At 74.1% G+C, this 16,295-nt stretch carries 11 protein-coding genes, 1 tRNA gene and 1 other RNA gene; 5 read left to right on the forward strand and 8 right to left on the reverse strand.

Features of this window, described 5'->3' with window-relative positions:
• Positions 1-11: 11 nt before the first annotated feature.
• Complete coding sequence (locus ABIB16_RS07415) at positions 12-3,479, reverse strand: DNA polymerase III subunit gamma and tau (RefSeq protein ID WP_061867554.1); 3,468 nt, start codon at positions 3,477-3,479, stop codon at positions 12-14.
• A gap of 78 nt (positions 3,480-3,557) precedes the next feature.
• On the opposite strand from ABIB16_RS07415, the gene ABIB16_RS07420 reads away from it, so the two are divergent.
• Positions 3,558-4,223, forward strand: coding sequence for a malonic semialdehyde reductase (locus ABIB16_RS07420; protein WP_049146682.1), 666 nt, complete (start codon positions 3,558-3,560; stop codon positions 4,221-4,223).
• Positions 4,224-4,262: 39 nt separating this feature from the next.
• Here the strand turns inward: ABIB16_RS07420 and gluQRS are convergent, their stop codons facing one another.
• Positions 4,263-5,249 (reverse strand): tRNA glutamyl-Q(34) synthetase GluQRS, encoded by a 987-nt coding sequence (gene gluQRS / locus ABIB16_RS07425; RefSeq protein WP_061867553.1) that lies wholly within the window; start codon positions 5,247-5,249, stop codon positions 4,263-4,265.
• A gap of 16 nt (positions 5,250-5,265) precedes the next feature.
• Positions 5,266-5,362: signal recognition particle sRNA small type (ffs, locus tag ABIB16_RS07430), an RNA gene on the reverse strand.
• 155 nt (positions 5,363-5,517) lie between these two features.
• On the opposite strand from ffs, the gene ABIB16_RS07435 reads away from it, so the two are divergent.
• Positions 5,518-5,603: transfer RNA gene (locus tag ABIB16_RS07435), tRNA-Ser, on the forward strand.
• 217 nt (positions 5,604-5,820) lie between these two features.
• Entirely contained in the window at positions 5,821-7,383 is a 1,563-nt protein-coding gene (locus ABIB16_RS07440; RefSeq protein WP_061867552.1) for an alanine/glycine:cation symporter family protein, read from the forward strand.
• A gap of 87 nt (positions 7,384-7,470) precedes the next feature.
• On the opposite strand, the gene poxB is transcribed toward ABIB16_RS07440, so the two are convergent.
• Positions 7,471-9,186: a ubiquinone-dependent pyruvate dehydrogenase gene (poxB, locus tag ABIB16_RS07445; RefSeq protein WP_049146688.1), complete on the reverse strand. Its 1,716-nt coding sequence runs from the start codon at positions 9,184-9,186 to the stop codon at positions 7,471-7,473.
• A gap of 130 nt (positions 9,187-9,316) precedes the next feature.
• A complete protein-coding gene (locus tag ABIB16_RS07450; protein WP_049146689.1) occupies positions 9,317-10,213 on the reverse strand; it encodes an HAD family hydrolase in 897 nt (298 codons plus the stop codon).
• A 114-nt stretch (positions 10,214-10,327) separates the two neighbouring features.
• On the opposite strand from ABIB16_RS07450, the gene ABIB16_RS07455 reads away from it, so the two are divergent.
• Together ABIB16_RS07455 and ABIB16_RS07460 are read left to right on the forward strand one after the other, a co-directional pair.
• Complete coding sequence (locus ABIB16_RS07455; protein WP_041102773.1) at positions 10,328-11,260, forward strand: TspO/MBR family protein; 933 nt, start codon at positions 10,328-10,330, stop codon at positions 11,258-11,260.
• Positions 11,261-11,410: 150 nt separating this feature from the next.
• Complete coding sequence (locus ABIB16_RS07460) at positions 11,411-12,391, forward strand: thermonuclease family protein (protein ID WP_061867551.1); 981 nt, start codon at positions 11,411-11,413, stop codon at positions 12,389-12,391.
• 93 nt (positions 12,392-12,484) lie between these two features.
• Here ABIB16_RS07460 and ABIB16_RS07465 read toward each other — a convergent pair whose 3' ends face one another.
• The 3 genes from ABIB16_RS07465 to ABIB16_RS07475 form a co-directional block, all read right to left on the reverse strand.
• Complete coding sequence (locus ABIB16_RS07465; RefSeq protein WP_227717929.1) at positions 12,485-13,582, reverse strand: YihY/virulence factor BrkB family protein; 1,098 nt, start codon at positions 13,580-13,582, stop codon at positions 12,485-12,487.
• A gap of 107 nt (positions 13,583-13,689) precedes the next feature.
• Complete coding sequence (locus tag ABIB16_RS07470; RefSeq protein ID WP_061867550.1) at positions 13,690-15,108, reverse strand: L-serine ammonia-lyase; 1,419 nt, start codon at positions 15,106-15,108, stop codon at positions 13,690-13,692.
• Positions 15,109-15,292: 184 nt separating this feature from the next.
• Positions 15,293-16,207 (reverse strand): NUDIX hydrolase, encoded by a 915-nt coding sequence (locus tag ABIB16_RS07475; protein ID WP_061867549.1) that lies wholly within the window; start codon positions 16,205-16,207, stop codon positions 15,293-15,295.
• Positions 16,208-16,295 lie beyond the last annotated feature (88 nt).

Consider the following 16,295-nt stretch of genomic DNA (forward strand, 5'->3'; position numbering starts at 1 on the left):
GCGCGTTCGCCTCAGGCGTCGTTGGGGCGTTCCTCGAGCAGACGGCCGCCGAGCACCCGTTCGACGACGGCTCGGCCCACGAGGCCCGAGTCCTCGAGCGGGACGTCGTCGTCGCTGGCGACCTCGTCCTCCCACCCCACACCGGACGTCGCCGGGGCGGCGGGGCCGGTGTCGGCGGGCCGGGTCGGGCCGCGGCCCTGGGCGGCCTCGCGGGCGGCGTGGATGGCCGCGGCCCGCGCGTCCAACGAGGGCGGCGCCGAGGCTCCCCCGGCGGGCTCGACGTCGGCGGGGCGCGCCCCGAGCGAGGCCGCGCTCGGCCGGCCCCCGGCGGGGGAGCCCGGCGAGGCGTCCGGGTCGGGGCCACCGGGAGCGCCGGGGCCGCCGCTCGAGCCCGCGTTCACCGGAGGCTCGAGGGGCCCACCGGCCCGCAGCCGCTCCATGAGCCGCGGGTACATGCTCGCCGGATGGCCCGAACCCGGGAAGTCCGAACCGGTCGGGCCGGCAGCCGCGCGCGGCGCGGCGTCTGCGTCGTCGGCGGGCACGCCCGGGTCAGGGGTCGCGTCGGCCGTGGGCGAGCCCGTGGGGCGCCGCTCCTCGTCCGAGGACGGGCCGGCGCCCGAGGCGGCCGGGTGGAGATCGCGTCGCTCCGTGGCCGCTGCGTCGTCGTCCGGGGCGGGCGACGGCGTGGCAGGCCGGGCGGAGTCACCGTCCGCGGCCGCGCCCGCGCCGTCGTCGAAGCCGGCGGGACGGGTCGCGCCGAAGCGCTTCGCGAACTCGGCGCGCAGCTCCGCCTCCGGACGGGCGAACACGGGGATCGAGTGCTCCTCCTCGCGGACCAGCGGCCCCGGGTCGTAGGCCCGACGGACCTCCTCGGCGCTCGGCTCGCTCTCGCCGGGGGTCGGGGCGTCGGGCTGGACCGGGGAGTCCTGGCCGGCGTCCGGCGCGGCGCCGCCGGGGGCCGGTGCGGCCTGCGGCGGCGCGCCCCAGTCCTCGACCGACGGCACGGGGCCGTCCCAGCCGGCGGCGCCGACGGGCCGCTCCTCGGCGTCCCGGGCCGGCGGGGTCCAGCCCTCGGGGCCGTCCGAGTCGTCCTGCTCCGCGTCCGGGTCGAACGCGGGCAGCGAGTCCCACGGGTCCTCCTCGGGCGGGGGAGCGTCGTCCCAGGCGGGCGGCTCCTCGTCCGGGCCGCCCCAGCCGTCCGCCGGCGGGGCGGGGGCGGGCGTCGTCGACGACGTCGGCGCCGGCCCCCAGGAGGTGGCGGGAGCCGCGGGCGTCCAGGCGGGGGACGGCTCCGGCGTCTGACGCTGCTGCGTGGCCCGGGGCGGAGCGGCCGGCGGCGCCGGATCGTCCTCCGCGGTGGAGGGTGCGGCGGAGCGCGGCGGGGTGGGGCGGGAGGACTCCGGCTCGCGTGGGGCCTGCCCCGGTGCCGGAGCGGGCCGGTTCGGCTGCGCCGTCGGTCGGTCGGGCCGGCCCTGCTGCGGGGCCGGACGCTCAGGCCGGTCCGTCCGCGCCGGGCCGGCCGGGCGAGCGCCGGACTGTGCGCGGGCGTCCCCGGTCGGCGCGTCCCCACCGAGGATCAGATCGAGCCGCGGGCGGATGCCGAGCACCTGGTGGACGGCCTCGCCGAGCACGCGGTCACCGCCCCGGCCGAGCAGCGACTGGCGGGGCCCGTCCTGCTGGAAGCCGATCGTCAGCAACGAGCCGTCGTAGCCCGCGACGCTCGCGTTGTCCTTCACCAGCATCCACACCAGGCGTGAGGCGTCCTCGAGGGCCGTGAGGATGTCCGGCCAGGCCCGGCGGATCATCTCCACCTGGCTCGCCGCCGGGGCGGGCGTGGGGCTCGACGGCGCGGCCGTCTCCTCCGGCCCGTGGGCGGGGGCCGGCGCGGCACCGGTGCGCTCCTGGGCATGGGACCGGCCCTCAGGCTCGGGCCGGCCCTCAGGCTCGGGGCGGCTCCCGGCCTCCGGGCGGCGCGTGTCCCCGGAAGGGGCCCCGACCTCAGCCGGTTCGGGCCGCTTGGGCTGCGGCGCCTGCTGCGGACGCTCGGACCCCGTGGCCCCGGCGGCGGCGTCCCCCTCCGGCGCCTCTGCCACGGACTGCGGGGCAGGCGGCGTCCAGCGCTCCGGCGGGGCGGTGGACGCGGTCGGCGCGGGCTCCTCCGGCCGCCGCATGGCGGCCCGGGCGAGCGCGGCACCGGTCAGAGTGCCGGAGCCCTCCGCGTTCTCGGCCGATCCGCCGCCGTCCGCGGCGGGCGTGCCGGACCGGGCCGGCGTCGTCGTGCCCTCGGAGGCGCCGTCCTCGATGGGCGCGGCGCCACCGAGCTCGAGGCGCCGTTCGAGGGCCTCGAGGCGGGCGGCCAGGCCGCGGTGCGTCTCGTCCGAGGCAGGCAGCAGCAGGCGCGCCATGAGCAGCTCGAGGTGCAGGCGGGGACTGGTGGCCCCCACCATGTCCGTCAGCGCGAGGTTGGTGATGTCCGCGAGGCGGGAGAGCTCCGCGCGGGAGAGCTGCGCGGCCTGCGCCGACAGACGCCGCACCTGGTCCTCCGGCATGCCGTGCAGGATCGCCCCGGCCTCCTCCGGCAGGGCACGGGCGATCACGAGGTCGCGGAAGCGGTCCAGCAGGTCCTCGACGAAGCGGCGCGGGTCCTGGCCGGACTGCACCACGCGGTCCACCACGCGGAACACGGTGGGGGTGTCGTCCGCGGCGACGGCGTCGATCACGTCGTCCAGCAGGGCTTCCGGGGTGAAGCCGAGCAGGCTCACCGCGAGCTCGTACGAGACCTGGCCCTCCTGGGCGCCCGCGATCAGCTGGTCCAGCACGGAGAGCGTGTCACGCACCGAGCCCGTGCCGGCGCGCACCACGAGCGGCAGCACGCCCTTCTCCACGGACACGCCCTCCTCCGCGCACAGCTGCTCGAGGTAGGCGATGAGCGGCTCCGGCGGCACGAGCCGGAACGGGTAGTGGTGGGTGCGGGAGCGGATGGTCCCGATGACCTTCTCCGGCTCCGTGGTGGCGAAGATGAACTTCAGGTGCTCCGGCGGCTCCTCCACGATCTTGAGCAGCGCGTTGAACCCCGCCGCGGTGACCATGTGCGCCTCGTCGATGATGAGGATCTTGTAGCGGTCCCGGACCGGGGCGAACGTGGCCCGCTCGCGCAGGCCGCGGGCGTCCTCCACACCGCCGTGCGAGGCCGCGTCGATCTCCAGCACGTCCAGCGAGCCCGGCCCGCCGGTGGCCAGGTCCCGGCACGAGTCGCACTCGCCGCACGGCGTGGGCGTGGGGCCCTGGGCGCAGTTCAGGCAGCGCGCGAGGATGCGGGCGGACGTGGTCTTGCCGCAGCCTCGCGGGCCGGAGAAGAGGTAGGCGTGGTTCACGCGGTCCTTCGCCAGTGCGGTGCGCAGCGGGACCGTGACATGGTCCTGCCCGATCACGTCCTCGAAACGGTCCGGGCGGTAGCGGCGATACAGGGCGGTGCTCACCCTCGAAAGCCTATCCGGCGGGCGGACGGGCTAAGGGAGCCGGGGAATGCGCACGCCCGCCGGCCCGTTCCCTGGCCCATGACCACCACGCACATGCACACCGACGCCGAGGACACGATCCACCCCACGCAGCCGGCCCCGGACGCGGGACCGCTGAGTCAGGCCGAGATCGACCGCCTCTTCGCGGACCGCCACACGACGCAGCTCTTCTCGGACGAGCCCGTCGACCTCGCGCTGATCGAGCGGGCCTACGCGGACCTCCGCTGGGCGCCGACCGCCATGAACAACCAGCCGCTGCGGCTCGACGTCGTGGACAGCCCCGAGGCCCGCGCCCGCCTGGCTCCGCTGATGATCGAGTTCAACCGGGAGAAGACGGAGCGCGCCCCGCTCACGCTGATCGCCTCCTACGACCTCGACTGGCACCGCCACATGGGCCACCTCGCCCCGTTCCGGGAGGGCTTCGAGGAGGATGCCGAGGGCAAGCCGGGCATGCGCGAGGGGATGGGCCGCACGAACGCGCTCATCCAGGTGGGCTACCTGCTCGTGGCCTTGCGCGCCCACGGGCTCGAGGTCGGCCCCATGGCCGGGTTCGACGCCGCCGCCGTGGACGCCGAGTTCCATGCGGACCGTGCCTGGAAGTCCCTCCTGGTGATCAACGTGGGCCACGCCGCCGCAGACGACGAGAAGGCGCAGCAGCCCCGCCAGGGCCGCCTCGACTTCGACCAGGCCGCCCAGGTCCTCTGACCGGGGCCGGGCCTGCGGCGGACCAGGGCGCCGGCCCGCTCAGAGCCCGGTGAACACCCACGGATCACGCGGCAGGGCGGCCGGGTCGAACGCGGGCACGGCGGCCGCCAGCGGTCCCGCGGGCAGGCCGAGGGACTCCAGCAGCCGGTCCCGCACCCGCTCGGGGGTCCACGCCGGGTCCTGCGCGGAGAGGTCCTCGAGGGTCACGGCGCCGTCCCGCTTGGCCAGCCGCCGCCCCTCCGCGTTCAGCACGAGCGGCACGTGCAGGTACTCCACCGCGGGCGTCGGCTCCCCGCGCGCGGCGCACAGCGCCTCGGCCAGCCAGCGCTGGCGCGGGGCCGAGTCGAGCAGGTCGTCGCCGCGGACCACCTGGTCCACGCCCTGCGCCAGGTCGTCCACGACGACGGCCAGGTTGTACGCGTACGCCCCGTCGTTCCGGCGCAGCACCAGGTCGTCGACCAGGCCCGTGACCTCGCCGTGCAGCACGTCCACGGCGGTGGCGCGCGGGGTCTCGCCCGCCGGCAGGCCCGCGACCTTCGCCGCATCGATCCGCAGGGCGGCGGGGCGCACCCGCCGTCGCTCGGCCCGCTCGGCCTCGGTCAGGCCGCGGCAGGTGCCCGGATAGAAGCCGGGCGGACGCAGCGGCACGGTGCCGCCGGAGGCGGGGGCACCGTCGTCGGGCCTCGGGTGCGGGGCCGACGTCGCCTCGGCGATGTCTTTGCGGGAGCAGAAGCACTCGTAGACCGCGTCCGTGCCGTGCGCGGCGCGCAGGGCGGCCACGGCGGCGTCGTACAGGGCGGTGCGCTCGGACTGGCGCACCGGCTCGGCGTCCCAGTCCAGCCCGACGGCGGCCAGGTCCGCCCGCTGGTCAGCCTCGGCCCCGGAGCGGACGCGGTCCAGGTCCTCGACCCGCAGCAGGAAGGCACGGTCCGTGGCGCGCGCCGCGAGCCACGCGACGAGCGCGGTGCGCAGGTTGCCCAGGTGCAGGCTTCCCGTGGGGGAGGGGGCGTAGCGTCCGGCGGGCATGGGATCTCCTGGGGAAAGTGAAGACCCCTCACGCACCTGCCAGAGCCCACCTACCCTTGCTACCTTCCGGTCCTGGGGGAGTTCAGCGAGATGACACCACGTGAGGGGCCGTCGAAGAGTCTAGCAGGGTGGCGGCGGGCGCGGCGATTCGGGCCGCGGGGAGGCTCGGGCCGAGCTCGCGCCTCCCGCGGAGGATTGGCGCGGCCCAGGACGATCTGGTTATGATGGAACCTGCCCTCGCGCGGTCCGCCGCATGGGGGCGCACCAAGGAGGATTCGCCTAGCGGCCTATGGCGCACGCCTGGAACGCGTGTTGGGTTAACAGCCCTCGGGGGTTCAAATCCCCCATCCTCCGCGGGCAAGCCCCGGGACCCCAGTGGTTCCGGGGCTTTTCGCATGTCCGGGGCCGCTGTCGTCGCGGGCCGCGCGCCCGGACTCCCGATCCGCCACGCTGGATGCGAGACGCGGGTCACATTTGCGCGTATCCTTCTCCCCAGTCGTCCGGGACCGCCGGCGGCCGCCGCTCGGAGCTCGCACCGCACCGGCCATCCCCACCCCGATCTGGAGACCCCATGTCCTTCGCAGATCTCATCACCGCCGTGAACGACGTCATCTGGTCCCCGGCCCTGATCTGGCTCTGCCTGATCGTCGGCCTCTACTTCACCATCCGGACCCTGTTCCTGCAGTTCGTGAACATCCCGGACATGGTGAAGCAGCTCCGCGAGGGCCAGGACTCCGCGGACGGCACCTCGTCCCTCCAGTCCCTCATGATGTCGCTCGCCGGCCGCGTCGGCATGGGCAACATCGGCGGCGTCGCCACGGCCATCGCGTTCGGCGGCCCCGGCGCCGTGTTCTGGATGTGGGTCATGGCCCTGCTCGGCGCCGCCACATCCTTCATCGAGTCCACGCTCGGCCAGATCTACAAGGAGCGCGACCCGGACACCGGCGAGTACCGCGGCGGCCCGGCGTACTACTTCGAGAAGGCCTACAAGCACACGGCCGCCGCCCCCGCCTTCAAGGCGTACGCGATCCTGTTCGCCGTCGTCACCGTCTTCGCCACCAGCTACTTCCTGCCGGGCGTGCAGGCCAACGGCGTGGCCGCGGCCGTGGGCGAGGCGTGGGCCGTGCCCGCCTGGGTCGTGGCCCTGGCCATGGTCATCCTGCTGGCCTTCATCGTCCTGGGCGGCGTGAAGCGCATCGCGACGTTCGCCGTCTACGTGGTGCCCGTGATGGCCGTGCTGTACATCATCCTCGCGCTGATCGTGCTGTTCCTGAACTTCGACCAGATCCCCGAGGTCTTCGGCTCCATCTTCGCCAGCGCGTTCGGCGTGCACGCCGTGTTCGGCGCGATCCTCGGCCTCGCCATCCAGTGGGGCGTGAAGCGCGGCGTCTACTCCAACGAGGCCGGCCAGGGCACGGGCCCGCACGCCGCCGCGGCCGCCGAGGTCTCGCACCCAGCCAAGCAGGGCTTCGTGCAGGCGTTCGCCGTGTACATCGACACGCTCTTCGTCTGCTCGGCCACCGCGTTCATCATCATCTCCACGGGCGCCTACCGGGTGTACTCGGACGGGTCCGGCTCCGGCCTGCTGTTCGAGGGCATCGTCTCGCCGACGGCCTCCGAGGGCCCGGCCTTCGTCCAGACCGGCTTCGACGCCATGTTCTCCGGCTTCGGCCCCACGTTCGTGGCCGTGGCGCTGGCGTTCTTCGCCTTCACCACGATCGTGGCGTACTACTACATGGCCGAGGTCAACATCGTGTTTCTCACGCGCAACCTGCGCAACGGCATGGTCCGCCGCGTCGCGCTGCGCTTCCTGCAGGCCCTGATCCTCGTGTCGGTGGCCTACGGCGCCGTCGCCACCACGGGTGCGGCCTGGGGCCTCGGCGACATCGGCGTGGGCTCCATGGCCTGGCTGAACATCCTCGGCATCCTGGTGCTGCAGGGCCCGGCCCTCAAGGCCCTCAAGGACTACCGCGCACAGAAGCGCCAGGGTCTCGACCCGCAGTTCGACCCGCGCCCGCTCGGCATCCGCAACGCGGACTTCTGGGAGCACCGCGCCGACGGCCTGATCACCCAGGGCGTCGCCGGCACGGCCGAGCACCCGATCGTCGCCGAGGGCGGCGCCCACCGCGCCTGACCTACCGGCGGGGCTGGGCTCTCCCCGCCCCACCACGACGACGGCCCGGACGCCGCCAGCGTCCGGGCCGTCGTCGTGCGCGGCAGGTCAGAAGAGCTGGCGCAGGTTCGCCTTCGCGAGGTCGAGCAGCTTGGTGCCCTTGCCGTCCAGGACGGTGCGCATGGCGTAGAGCGCGAAGCCCTTGGCTTGCTCGAACTCGATGCTCGGCGGGATCGTCAGCTCCTGACGCTCGGTCTTGACCACCAGCAGCGCCGGCCCGTCGTGGGCGAGGAACTCGCGCATCACCGCGGGCAGGTCCGTCGTGTGGTCCGCGCGGAAGCCCTTGATGCCGATCGCCTCCGCGATCGCCGCGAAGTCCGGGTTCTCCAGGCTCGTCCCGTAGGGGACGAACCCGGCGGCCATCATCTCGAGCTCCACGAAGTTCAGCGAGTCGTTGTCGAACACGAGCGTCTTCACGGGCAGGCCGTTCTGCACGAACGACATCAGCTCGCCGAGCATCATGGCCAGCCCGCCGTCGCCGGCCATCGCCACCACCTGGCGGGTGGGGTCGACCGCCTGGGCGCCGACCGCCTGGGTAACCGCGTTGGCCATGGAGCCGTGGGACAGGGAGCCGATGATCCGGCGGCGCCCGTTCATCGTCAGGTACCGGGAGGCCCAGACCACCGGGGAGCCGACGTCGGGCAGGAACACCACGTCGTCGTCGGCCAGCTCGTCGAGGAGGCGGGCCACATACTGCGGGTGCACGCGTCCACGGCCCGGGGTGGCCAGCTGGTCGAGGTCCTTGCGGGTCTTGGCGTAGTGCTTGAGCGCCTTGTCCAGGAACGCCGACGACGAGTTCCCGCGTAGCAGCGGCAGCAGGGCCTGGGCCGTCTCCTTCACGCCGCCCACGAGCGGCACGTCCACGGCCACCCGTCGGCCGATCTGCTCGCCGCGCACGTCCACCTGGATGACCGTGGCGTCCTCGGGGTAGAACTGCCGGTACGGCAGGGAGGAGCCGAGGATCAGCAGCGTCTCGGCCTCCTTGAGCGCGTGGTAGCCGGAGGCGAAGCCGAGCAGGCCGGTCAAGCCGACGTCATACGGGTTGTCGTACTCGATCCGGTCCTTGCCGCGCAGCGCGTGGACGATCGGGGCCTGCAGGCGCTCCGCCAGGGCCACGACCTCGTCGTGGGCGCCGGCCGCACCCGCGCCGGCCAGGATGGTGATCCGCTTGGACGAGTCCAGGGCCTCGGCGGCCTCGCGCAGCACGGAGTCGGCCGGGATGACGCGGGACGGCGTGTGACGGATCACCTCGGGCTTCGCGGAGAGCTCGGTGAGGGCCACGTCGCCCGGGATCACGAGCACGGCCACGCCCCGCTGCTCGACGGCGGCCCGCATCGCGGTGCGCAGCATACGGGGCATCTGGTCCGCCGAGGAGACGTGCTCCACGTAGACGGAGCACTCGCGGAACAGGTCCTGCGGGTGGGTCTCCTGGAAGTAGCCCGAGCCGATCTCCTCCGACGGGATGTGCGCGGCGATCGCGAGCACCGGGGTGCGGGAGCGCTGCGCGTCGAACAGGCCATTGATCAGGTGGAGGTTGCCCGGACCGCACGAGCCCACGCAGACCGCGAGCTCGTCCGTGAGCTGGGACTCGGCGGAGGCGGCGAAGGCCGCGGTCTCCTCGTGCCGGGTGTGCACCCACTGGATGCCGCCGTGGGAGCGCAGGGCCTCGGTCAGCCCGTTGAGGGAGTCCCCGGGCACGCCGTACATGCGGCGCACGCCCGAGGCGTGGAGGGTCTCGACGATGTTCTGGGCGACGGTGGCCACGGTGGAACCTCTCTCTGGTCGGGAGGCGCCCGGGCCGGTTCGGCAGGGGCGCGGCATTCCCTTCCACGCTAGGGGTCGAGGTCCAGGCCCGGGGAGGGTCGGCCGTCCGCAGAGGGGGCGTCCGGCCTGGTCAGCGCAGCAGGTCGCGCTCCACCCAGCGCAGCAGGGACTCGCCCGCCCGCTCGTGGACGTCGTCGGCGTCGCCGATGCCGCGTTCGGCGAGGATCGCCGCCGTCACCACGCCGTAGGGCTTCTCGGGGACGCCGTCGGCGGGCCGCACGTCCATGTGCTCCACGGCGAGTCCGCGCTCGTGCAGCCGGTCGGCCATGGCGTAGTCGCTGCGCGAGTCGCCCGCGGTGAGCCAGCGTTCGGGCACCGGGGTGCCCGCCTCCGCCAGCAGGTCGAAGCAGCGCTCGACGCCCAGGTCCTTGCCGGAGGAGCGGTGCTCGACGTCCACCGAGATCACCGAGGGGGCCACGCGCACCTCCTCGGCGAGTCCGCGCTCGGCGAGCAGATCCTCGACGCCCGCGGCGACGTCGTCGCGCACCCGCTCGTACTCCGTCTGGTCCGCGCCGACCGTCTTCTCGAGGGAGACCATGGCCAGCTTGGTGCGGTCGGTGAACTGCAGGTCCCCGGCGCGCTCATCGTTGAGGGCCCAGATCGCGTCACGGGTGTCCGCGTCGATGGCCATGTCCGGGTCGGTGCGGAGCCAGTCCGGGGCGGTGCCGTCCACGGTGACGTCGGGCAGGTCCCCGGAGGGCACCGCGGAGAACGGGAACCACACGGCGCCCTTCTCGCAGATCGCGTGGAAGGGAGCGTCGTCCGGGAGGCCCGCGTCGCGCAGCGGGGCGATCAGGTTGTGCAGGAGGAAGTCCGTGGAGCGGCCCGTGTTGAAGCCGACCGGCACCCCGCGCCTCGCGAGGCGGACGAGCACGTCGATGATCCCCTCCGGCACGGTCCGGGTCTCGGTGGAGGCCACGGGGGCGTCCACGTCCAGCAGGAGTCCTATCGGGGAGGAAGTGCGCATGCCCCCACCCTAGGCCGCGGTGGCCCGTGCCCGCGATGGGCCCGGCGGCTACGCTGACCCTGAGACCCGCCCCGCCCGGGGCACACCCCCGACGATCACCCCACGGGAGCACCCATGAGCACCGCCACCGACCTCGGCCCGTCCCGCAGCCCCTTCGGCCCCGACGCCGCGGCGCGCGTCCCCAGCTCGGGGACGGGGCTGTCCTCGACGGGCGGCCGGGTGGCCATGCTCGTGGTCGTGATCCTCGCGGTCGTGGCCGCGTTCCTGGGCTCCGGCGTCGTCGGCGGCCTGACCCCCGTGGCCGAGGCCGCGGGCGGCTGGCTCGGCCCGGACGCCACCTGGGTCTCCCCGGCGACCCCCGCGTTCGGCATCTGGTCCGTGATCTACGCGGGGCTGCTGGCGTACGCCGTGTGGCAGTTCCTCGCCTCGGCCCAGTCCGCCCGTCACGACCGCCTGCGACCGTGGATCCTGGTCTCGGTGCTGCTCAACGCCGCGTGGATCTGGACGGTGCAGGCCGGGCTGCTGGGGCTGAGCGTCGTGGTGATCGCGCTGCTGCTGACGTGCCTGGCGTGGATCCTGGTGCTCCTCGAATCCGTCCGCGCGCACAGCTGGGGGGAGCGGATCCTCCTGGACGGGGTGCAGGGCCTGCATCTGGGCTGGGTCTCGATCGCCGCCGTGGCGAACCTGGCCGCGTGGCTGGCCTCGACCGGCGTCGTCGGCGATCCGGGGCAGTCGTCCCTCTGGGCGAAGGTGATGCTCGTGGTGGCCGTGCTGATCGGCGCGTTCACGGCCGTGTACAACGGCGGCCGCCCGGCTCCGGCGTTCGCGCTCGCGTGGGGTCTGGTGTGGATCGGCGTCGGCCGCGCGGACGGCACGGGGCTGCTCTCGGGCAGCCTCGCCCTCCTGGCGTGGGGCGGCGCGGCGATCGTCCTGCTGTGCTGGCTGGCCGCGCTGCTGCTCTCCCGCCGGTCCGCGACGGGCGAGGCCCGCGACCTCGTCCTCGACGCACTCGACGGCGGCGGCGACCCCATCGACGGCCGTCGCTGACCCCCGTCGTCATTGACGGAACGGGGACCGATGCTGTCGTGACGTGCGGCAACACCTGTGCCTCCCACATGCGATGATGTGGTGATCCGAAGGCCCCGCCTCACGGCGGGGCCTTCGTCATGTCCCCGTCCCTTCCCCTCCAGGATCCTCGTGCCCCTTGCCCGTCTGCGCGCGGCGCTCCCCGCGGCCGCACTGTCCCTGCTCCTGCTCACCGGCTGCACCGCCACCGACGACGGCGTCACCCCGGCGAGCGATGCCGACACCTCCGCGTCGGTCAGCACGATGCCGACGACGCCCACCCCCTCCGTCGACGCGGCTGCGACGAGCCGTGCCGCTGCGTCGTCGCTGGCCGCCTCCTCCGCCGCGCAGAGCTCGCGCGCCGCAGCGTCGTCCTCGAGCGGGGCCGCCGAGTCGCGTGCCGCTGAGGGCTCCCGCAGTGCCGAGCCGGCGGCGCCCGCCGCCCCGGCCGACGTCGAGGGAGACGTGGTCACGGTCGAGTCGATCTCGGACGGCGACACGCTCCGCGTGACCCTCGGCGAGGTGTCCACGCGGGTGCGCCTGCTCAACATCGACACCCCCGAGACCCACCACCCCTCGAAGCCGGTCGAGTGCATGGGACCGGAGGCGACGGCGGCGCTGAAGTCGATGATCAGCCCCGGCGACACGGTGGTGCTGCGGTACGATCGCCGGCTCTACGACCGCTACGACCGCCTCCTCGCCGGCGTGTACGCCGACGGCGTCCTGCTCAACGCCGAGATGGCCCGCCTGGGCTACGGCGAGCCGGCGGTCTTCGACGGCAACGACCGTTTCCTGCCCGAGGTCGAGGCGGCGTGGGAGGAGGCCCGGGCGAACGGCGTCGGCAGGTTCTCCGGGGAGTGCGGCACCGCGGCCGAGCCCATCCCGGAGGCGGCCCCGGCCCCCGCCCCGGAGGCGGCCCCCGCGGCCGGCGACGCGGGGCCGGTGAGCGGAGCCGACTCCGTGTGCCCGGACTCCCACCCGGTCAAGGCCAACGACAACTCGGGCATCTACCACATGCCCGGTCAGCAGCACTACGGCAAGACCAACGCGCGCCACTGCTACGCCTCCGCCTCCGCGGCGCAGGCGGGCGGCTACCGCGCGGCCCGGCGCTGAGGGCCCCGCGCACGACGACGGCCGCCCACCTCGCCAGGTGAGCGGCCGTCGTTGTCGGTGCGGAACGTGCGCTCGGCGCCGCGCCGGGCGCGGTCAGCGGCCCTCGTGGACCGCCCGCAGTTCGTAGCCGCGCTCCTCCACGGCCGTCTGCTTCTCGGCGCGCTTCTCCACCCCGGCCACGTCCTTCGGGGGCAGCTGCACCCGAGCCTCGGCGGGCAGGCCGGCCTCGAGCTGGCGGGCACGCTCCACCTCGGCGTCGACCTCCAGGCCGAGCAGCAGCACGATGTTGAAGATCCACAGGGCGAACAGCAGCGCCATGACCGTGCCGATCGCACCGTACGCCGAGTAGCCGGCGAACTGCGTGAAGTACACGGACAGGGCCACCGCGGCCAGCACCATGCCCACCAGCGCCACGATGTTGCCGGGGCCGAAGAGGTGGAAGCGCGGCTTCTGGACGTTCGGGGTGGTGTAGTACAGGGTCGCGATCAGCACCAGCAGGATCACGACGACGACAGGCCACTTCGCCCACGCCCACACCGGCAGGAACGTGTCCGAGAGGAAGTTCACCACGCCGGTCATGCCGAGCGGCCCGGCGATCGGCTGGAGGAAGCCGTCCACGAGCGAGCGGTTCAGCGCCAGCGAGAGCAGCACGACCACGATGCCCACGATCAGGATGAGCGTGGTGAGCAGGTTGGTCAGCGTCAGCTTCACCAGGCCGCGGCCCTCCTCGTAGCCGTACACCGTGTTGGCCGAGCGGTTGAACGCCTTCACGTACGCGGAGGCGGACCACAGGGCGGTCGCGATGCCGATGATGAGGGCGATGATCCCGCCGCCTGAGCCGGCCGAGTCGCTCATGGTGGTCACCAGGTTCGTGACGAGCGGCTGGTAGTCGCTCGGGACCAGGCCGGTCAGCTCCCCCAGCAGATCGTCGATGGCCCCGCGGTTGGAGGCGAGCACGAGGGACAGGATGGAGAACACGGCCAGCAGGGAAGGAGCCAGCGAGAGCACCAGGTAGTAGGTGAGCTTCGCGGCCAGGTCGGTGCCGCCGTCGTTGCCGAACTCCTTGAGCGCGCGTGTGAGCGCGTACTTCCAGCCGGCGCCGTCGAGCTTCACGCCCTTGAGCCTCTCGGCACGCTGGTCGGGATCGATCTTCGCGGCCTCCAGGGTCGCGTCCACAGGATGAATGGCCACGTCGGTCCTCTCGCGCTCGGGGGCAGGGTGCGGGTCGGGCCCCACGGTAGCGGACGGGTGCCCCGTCCGTCCCGACCGGAGCGGCGCTGGGCCGCGGACCCGGGCGATCAGCACTCGATGACGTTCACGGCCAGGCCGCCGCGCGAGGTCTCCTTGTACTTGGACTTCATGTCCGCGCCGGTGTCGCGCATGGTCGTGATGGCCTGGTCCAGGGTCACCCGGTGCGAGCCGTCCCCCAGCAGCGCCAGCCGGGCCGCGTTGATGGCCTTCACCGACGCGATCGCGTTGCGTTCGATGCACGGCACCTGGACGAGGCCGCCCACGGGGTCGCACGTCAGCCCGAGGTTGTGCTCGATCCCGATCTCGGCCGCGTTCTCCACCTGGTCCACGGTGCCGCCGAGCACGGCGCACAGGGCGCCCGCCGCCATGGAGCAGGCCGAGCCGACCTCGCCCTGGCAGCCGACCTCGGCGCCGGAGATGGAGGCGTTGCGCTTGTACAGGATGCCGATCGCCGCCGCGGTGAGCAGGAACTCGACCACCTTGTCGTCCCGCTCCTGCTGCGTGGCGCCCTCGGGGAGCACGAAGCGCATGTAGTAGAGCATGACGGCCGGGATGATGCCCGCGGCGCCGTTCGTGGGCGCGGTGACGATGCGCCCGCCCGAGGCGTTCTCCTCGTTCACCGCGAGCGCGAAGAGGTTGACCCACTCCATGGCCCACATGGGGTCGGTGCGGTCGGTGGTCTGGAGCAGGTGCTCCCGCAGCGCGGGGGCCCGACGGCGGACCTGCAGTCCGCCGGGCAGGATCGGCTCGGTGCGGGTCACGCCGTTGTGGACGCATTCCTCCATGACGGCCCAGATGGCCAGCAGCTGGGTGCGCAGCTCGTCGAGGTCGTGGCGGGTGGCCTCGTTGGCGAGCATGAGCTCCGCGATGCTCAGGCCGGCCTCGCGGCAGCGGGCGGCGAGCTCGGCGCCCGTGGAGAAGGGGTACGGTTCGCCGGTGTCGCCGTCGTCGGTGCGGTTGACGTCCTTGGTGGCGTCCAGCTCGGCCTCGAGCTCGTCCGAGGTGACCACGAAGCCGCCGCCCACCGAGTAGTAGTCGCGGGTGTGGAGCTGTTCGCCGGCGTCGTCGTAGGCGGTCAGGCGCATGCCGTTCGGATGCCCGGGCAGGGACTCGCGCATGTGCAGCGTCAGGTCCGCCTGCCGGTCGAAGGCGATCTCGTGGCGCCCGTCCAGGGGCAGCCGACCGCCCGTGACGATCTCCGCCACGAGCCCGGTGCAGGCGTCCGGGTCGATGGTCTCGGGGTCCTGGCCGGCCAGGCCGAGCAGCACCGCGGTGTCCGAGCCGTGGCCCACTCCGGTGGCCGCCAGCGAGCCGAACAGCTCGGCGTGCACGCGGGCCGTGCGCTCGAGGACGCCGTGCTGGCCCATGCTGTCCGTGAAGCGGCGGGCGGCGCGCATGGGTCCCACGGTGTGGGACGAGGACGGGCCGATGCCGATCGAGAACAGGTCGAGGACGCTGAGCGCCATGCAGTGCTCCTAGGGTGCGAGCGGGACGCGCGGTGGCCGGGGGTGGGGGCCGGACGCGCGGAGCCGGGTGATCCGGTGCAGACCAGACTAGGGGCACGGGGCCCGGCAGGCCATGGGGTCGCGGCTCGTGGTCCGCGCTGCTCTCCGGCCCGTCGCCCACCGCACGGACCGGAGACGGGAGCGCTCAGAGGATGTTGTCCTTGGACTCCTCCACCTGCGCGGCCGCACGGAACGCCGTCAGGTCACGCAGATACTCGTCCGCGTGGGGGAACACGGGCCCCTGCCCGGCCACGAGCATGACCCCCTCGAGGGGCTCGAACCGGGAGCGGCCCGCGTGGACGTCCTCGCCGGCGTCGACCAGGGTGCGCAGCTGCCACCACGTGGGGGCCATCAGGTTGACCTTACCGACCCGGAAGCGGCGCAGCAGCTCGGCGGGGGACGCCCAGCCGTGGCTGGCCGCCTCGGAGGACATCCGCTCGGGGGACTGGCCCTGCGGCAGGTGGACGGCGAAGAAGAACGTGTCGTAGCGGCGCGGGCCCCCGTGCGGGGTGATCCACCGGGACCACGGCACGAGCGCGCCGGCGTCGGGGCGCAGCCCCTCGCGGTCGAGCAGCTCCCCGAAGTCCACCTCGTGGCGCTCGACGGCGTCGCGCAGCTCGTCGGGGAACGCGGCCACCCGGGCCGGGTCCACGGGGGTGCCGGTGACGGCGTCCCGGGCCAGGAGCACTCCGGTCTCCTCGAACGTCTCGCGGACGGCGGCGGCCAGCACGCGGCCGGCGCCCTCGGCGGGGTCGAGCTCCGTGAGGGTGCCGTGGGCGTCCACGGGTTCGCGCGGCAGCCCCAGGCGCCGGCCCCAGTCGGCCAGATCCGTGCCCTCCCACAATCGGTCCGACAGGTCGTCCGCGGGGTCCACGCGGCCGCCGGGGAAGGCCGTGGCGTGGGCGCTGAAGGCCATGGTCCCGGCGCGGCGGACGGTGAACACCGAGATCTCGCCGCCGGCCCCGGGCCGGACCAGCACGAGGGAGGAGGCGGGCACCGCCGGGACCCGGGGCCGGTCCTCGGCGGCCGGCGGCTCGGCGGGCGGGGCGGCGGGGCTCACGGTGCCTCCTCGGTTCGGGCGATCATGGTCCGGACGCACGGGCCGACGACGGCGGCCCCGGCCGCTCCCGCGCGGGGGTCATGCGGCC

This window comes from Micrococcus sp. UYEF5, assembly GCF_040546065.1.
GTDB lineage: Bacteria > Actinomycetota > Actinomycetes > Actinomycetales > Micrococcaceae > Micrococcus > Micrococcus luteus.

Bases quoted from the DNA above. Each gene is read 5' to 3' on its own strand.
- gluQRS (WP_061867553.1), bottom strand. From the start codon at position 5,249: ATGCCCGCCGGACGCTACGCCCCCTCCCCCACGGGAAGCCTGCACCTG.
- ABIB16_RS07470 (WP_061867550.1), bottom strand. From the start codon at position 15,108: ATGGCGCTCAGCGTCCTCGACCTGTTCTCGATCGGCATCGGCCCGTCC.
- ABIB16_RS07420 (WP_049146682.1), top strand. From the start codon at position 3,558: ATGACCACCACGCACATGCACACCGACGCCGAGGACACGATCCACCCC.
- ABIB16_RS07450 (WP_049146689.1), bottom strand. From the start codon at position 10,213: ATGCGCACTTCCTCCCCGATAGGACTCCTGCTGGACGTGGACGCCCCC.
- ABIB16_RS07455 (WP_041102773.1), top strand. From the start codon at position 10,328: ATGAGCACCGCCACCGACCTCGGCCCGTCCCGCAGCCCCTTCGGCCCC.
- ABIB16_RS07440 (WP_061867552.1), top strand. From the start codon at position 5,821: ATGTCCTTCGCAGATCTCATCACCGCCGTGAACGACGTCATCTGGTCC.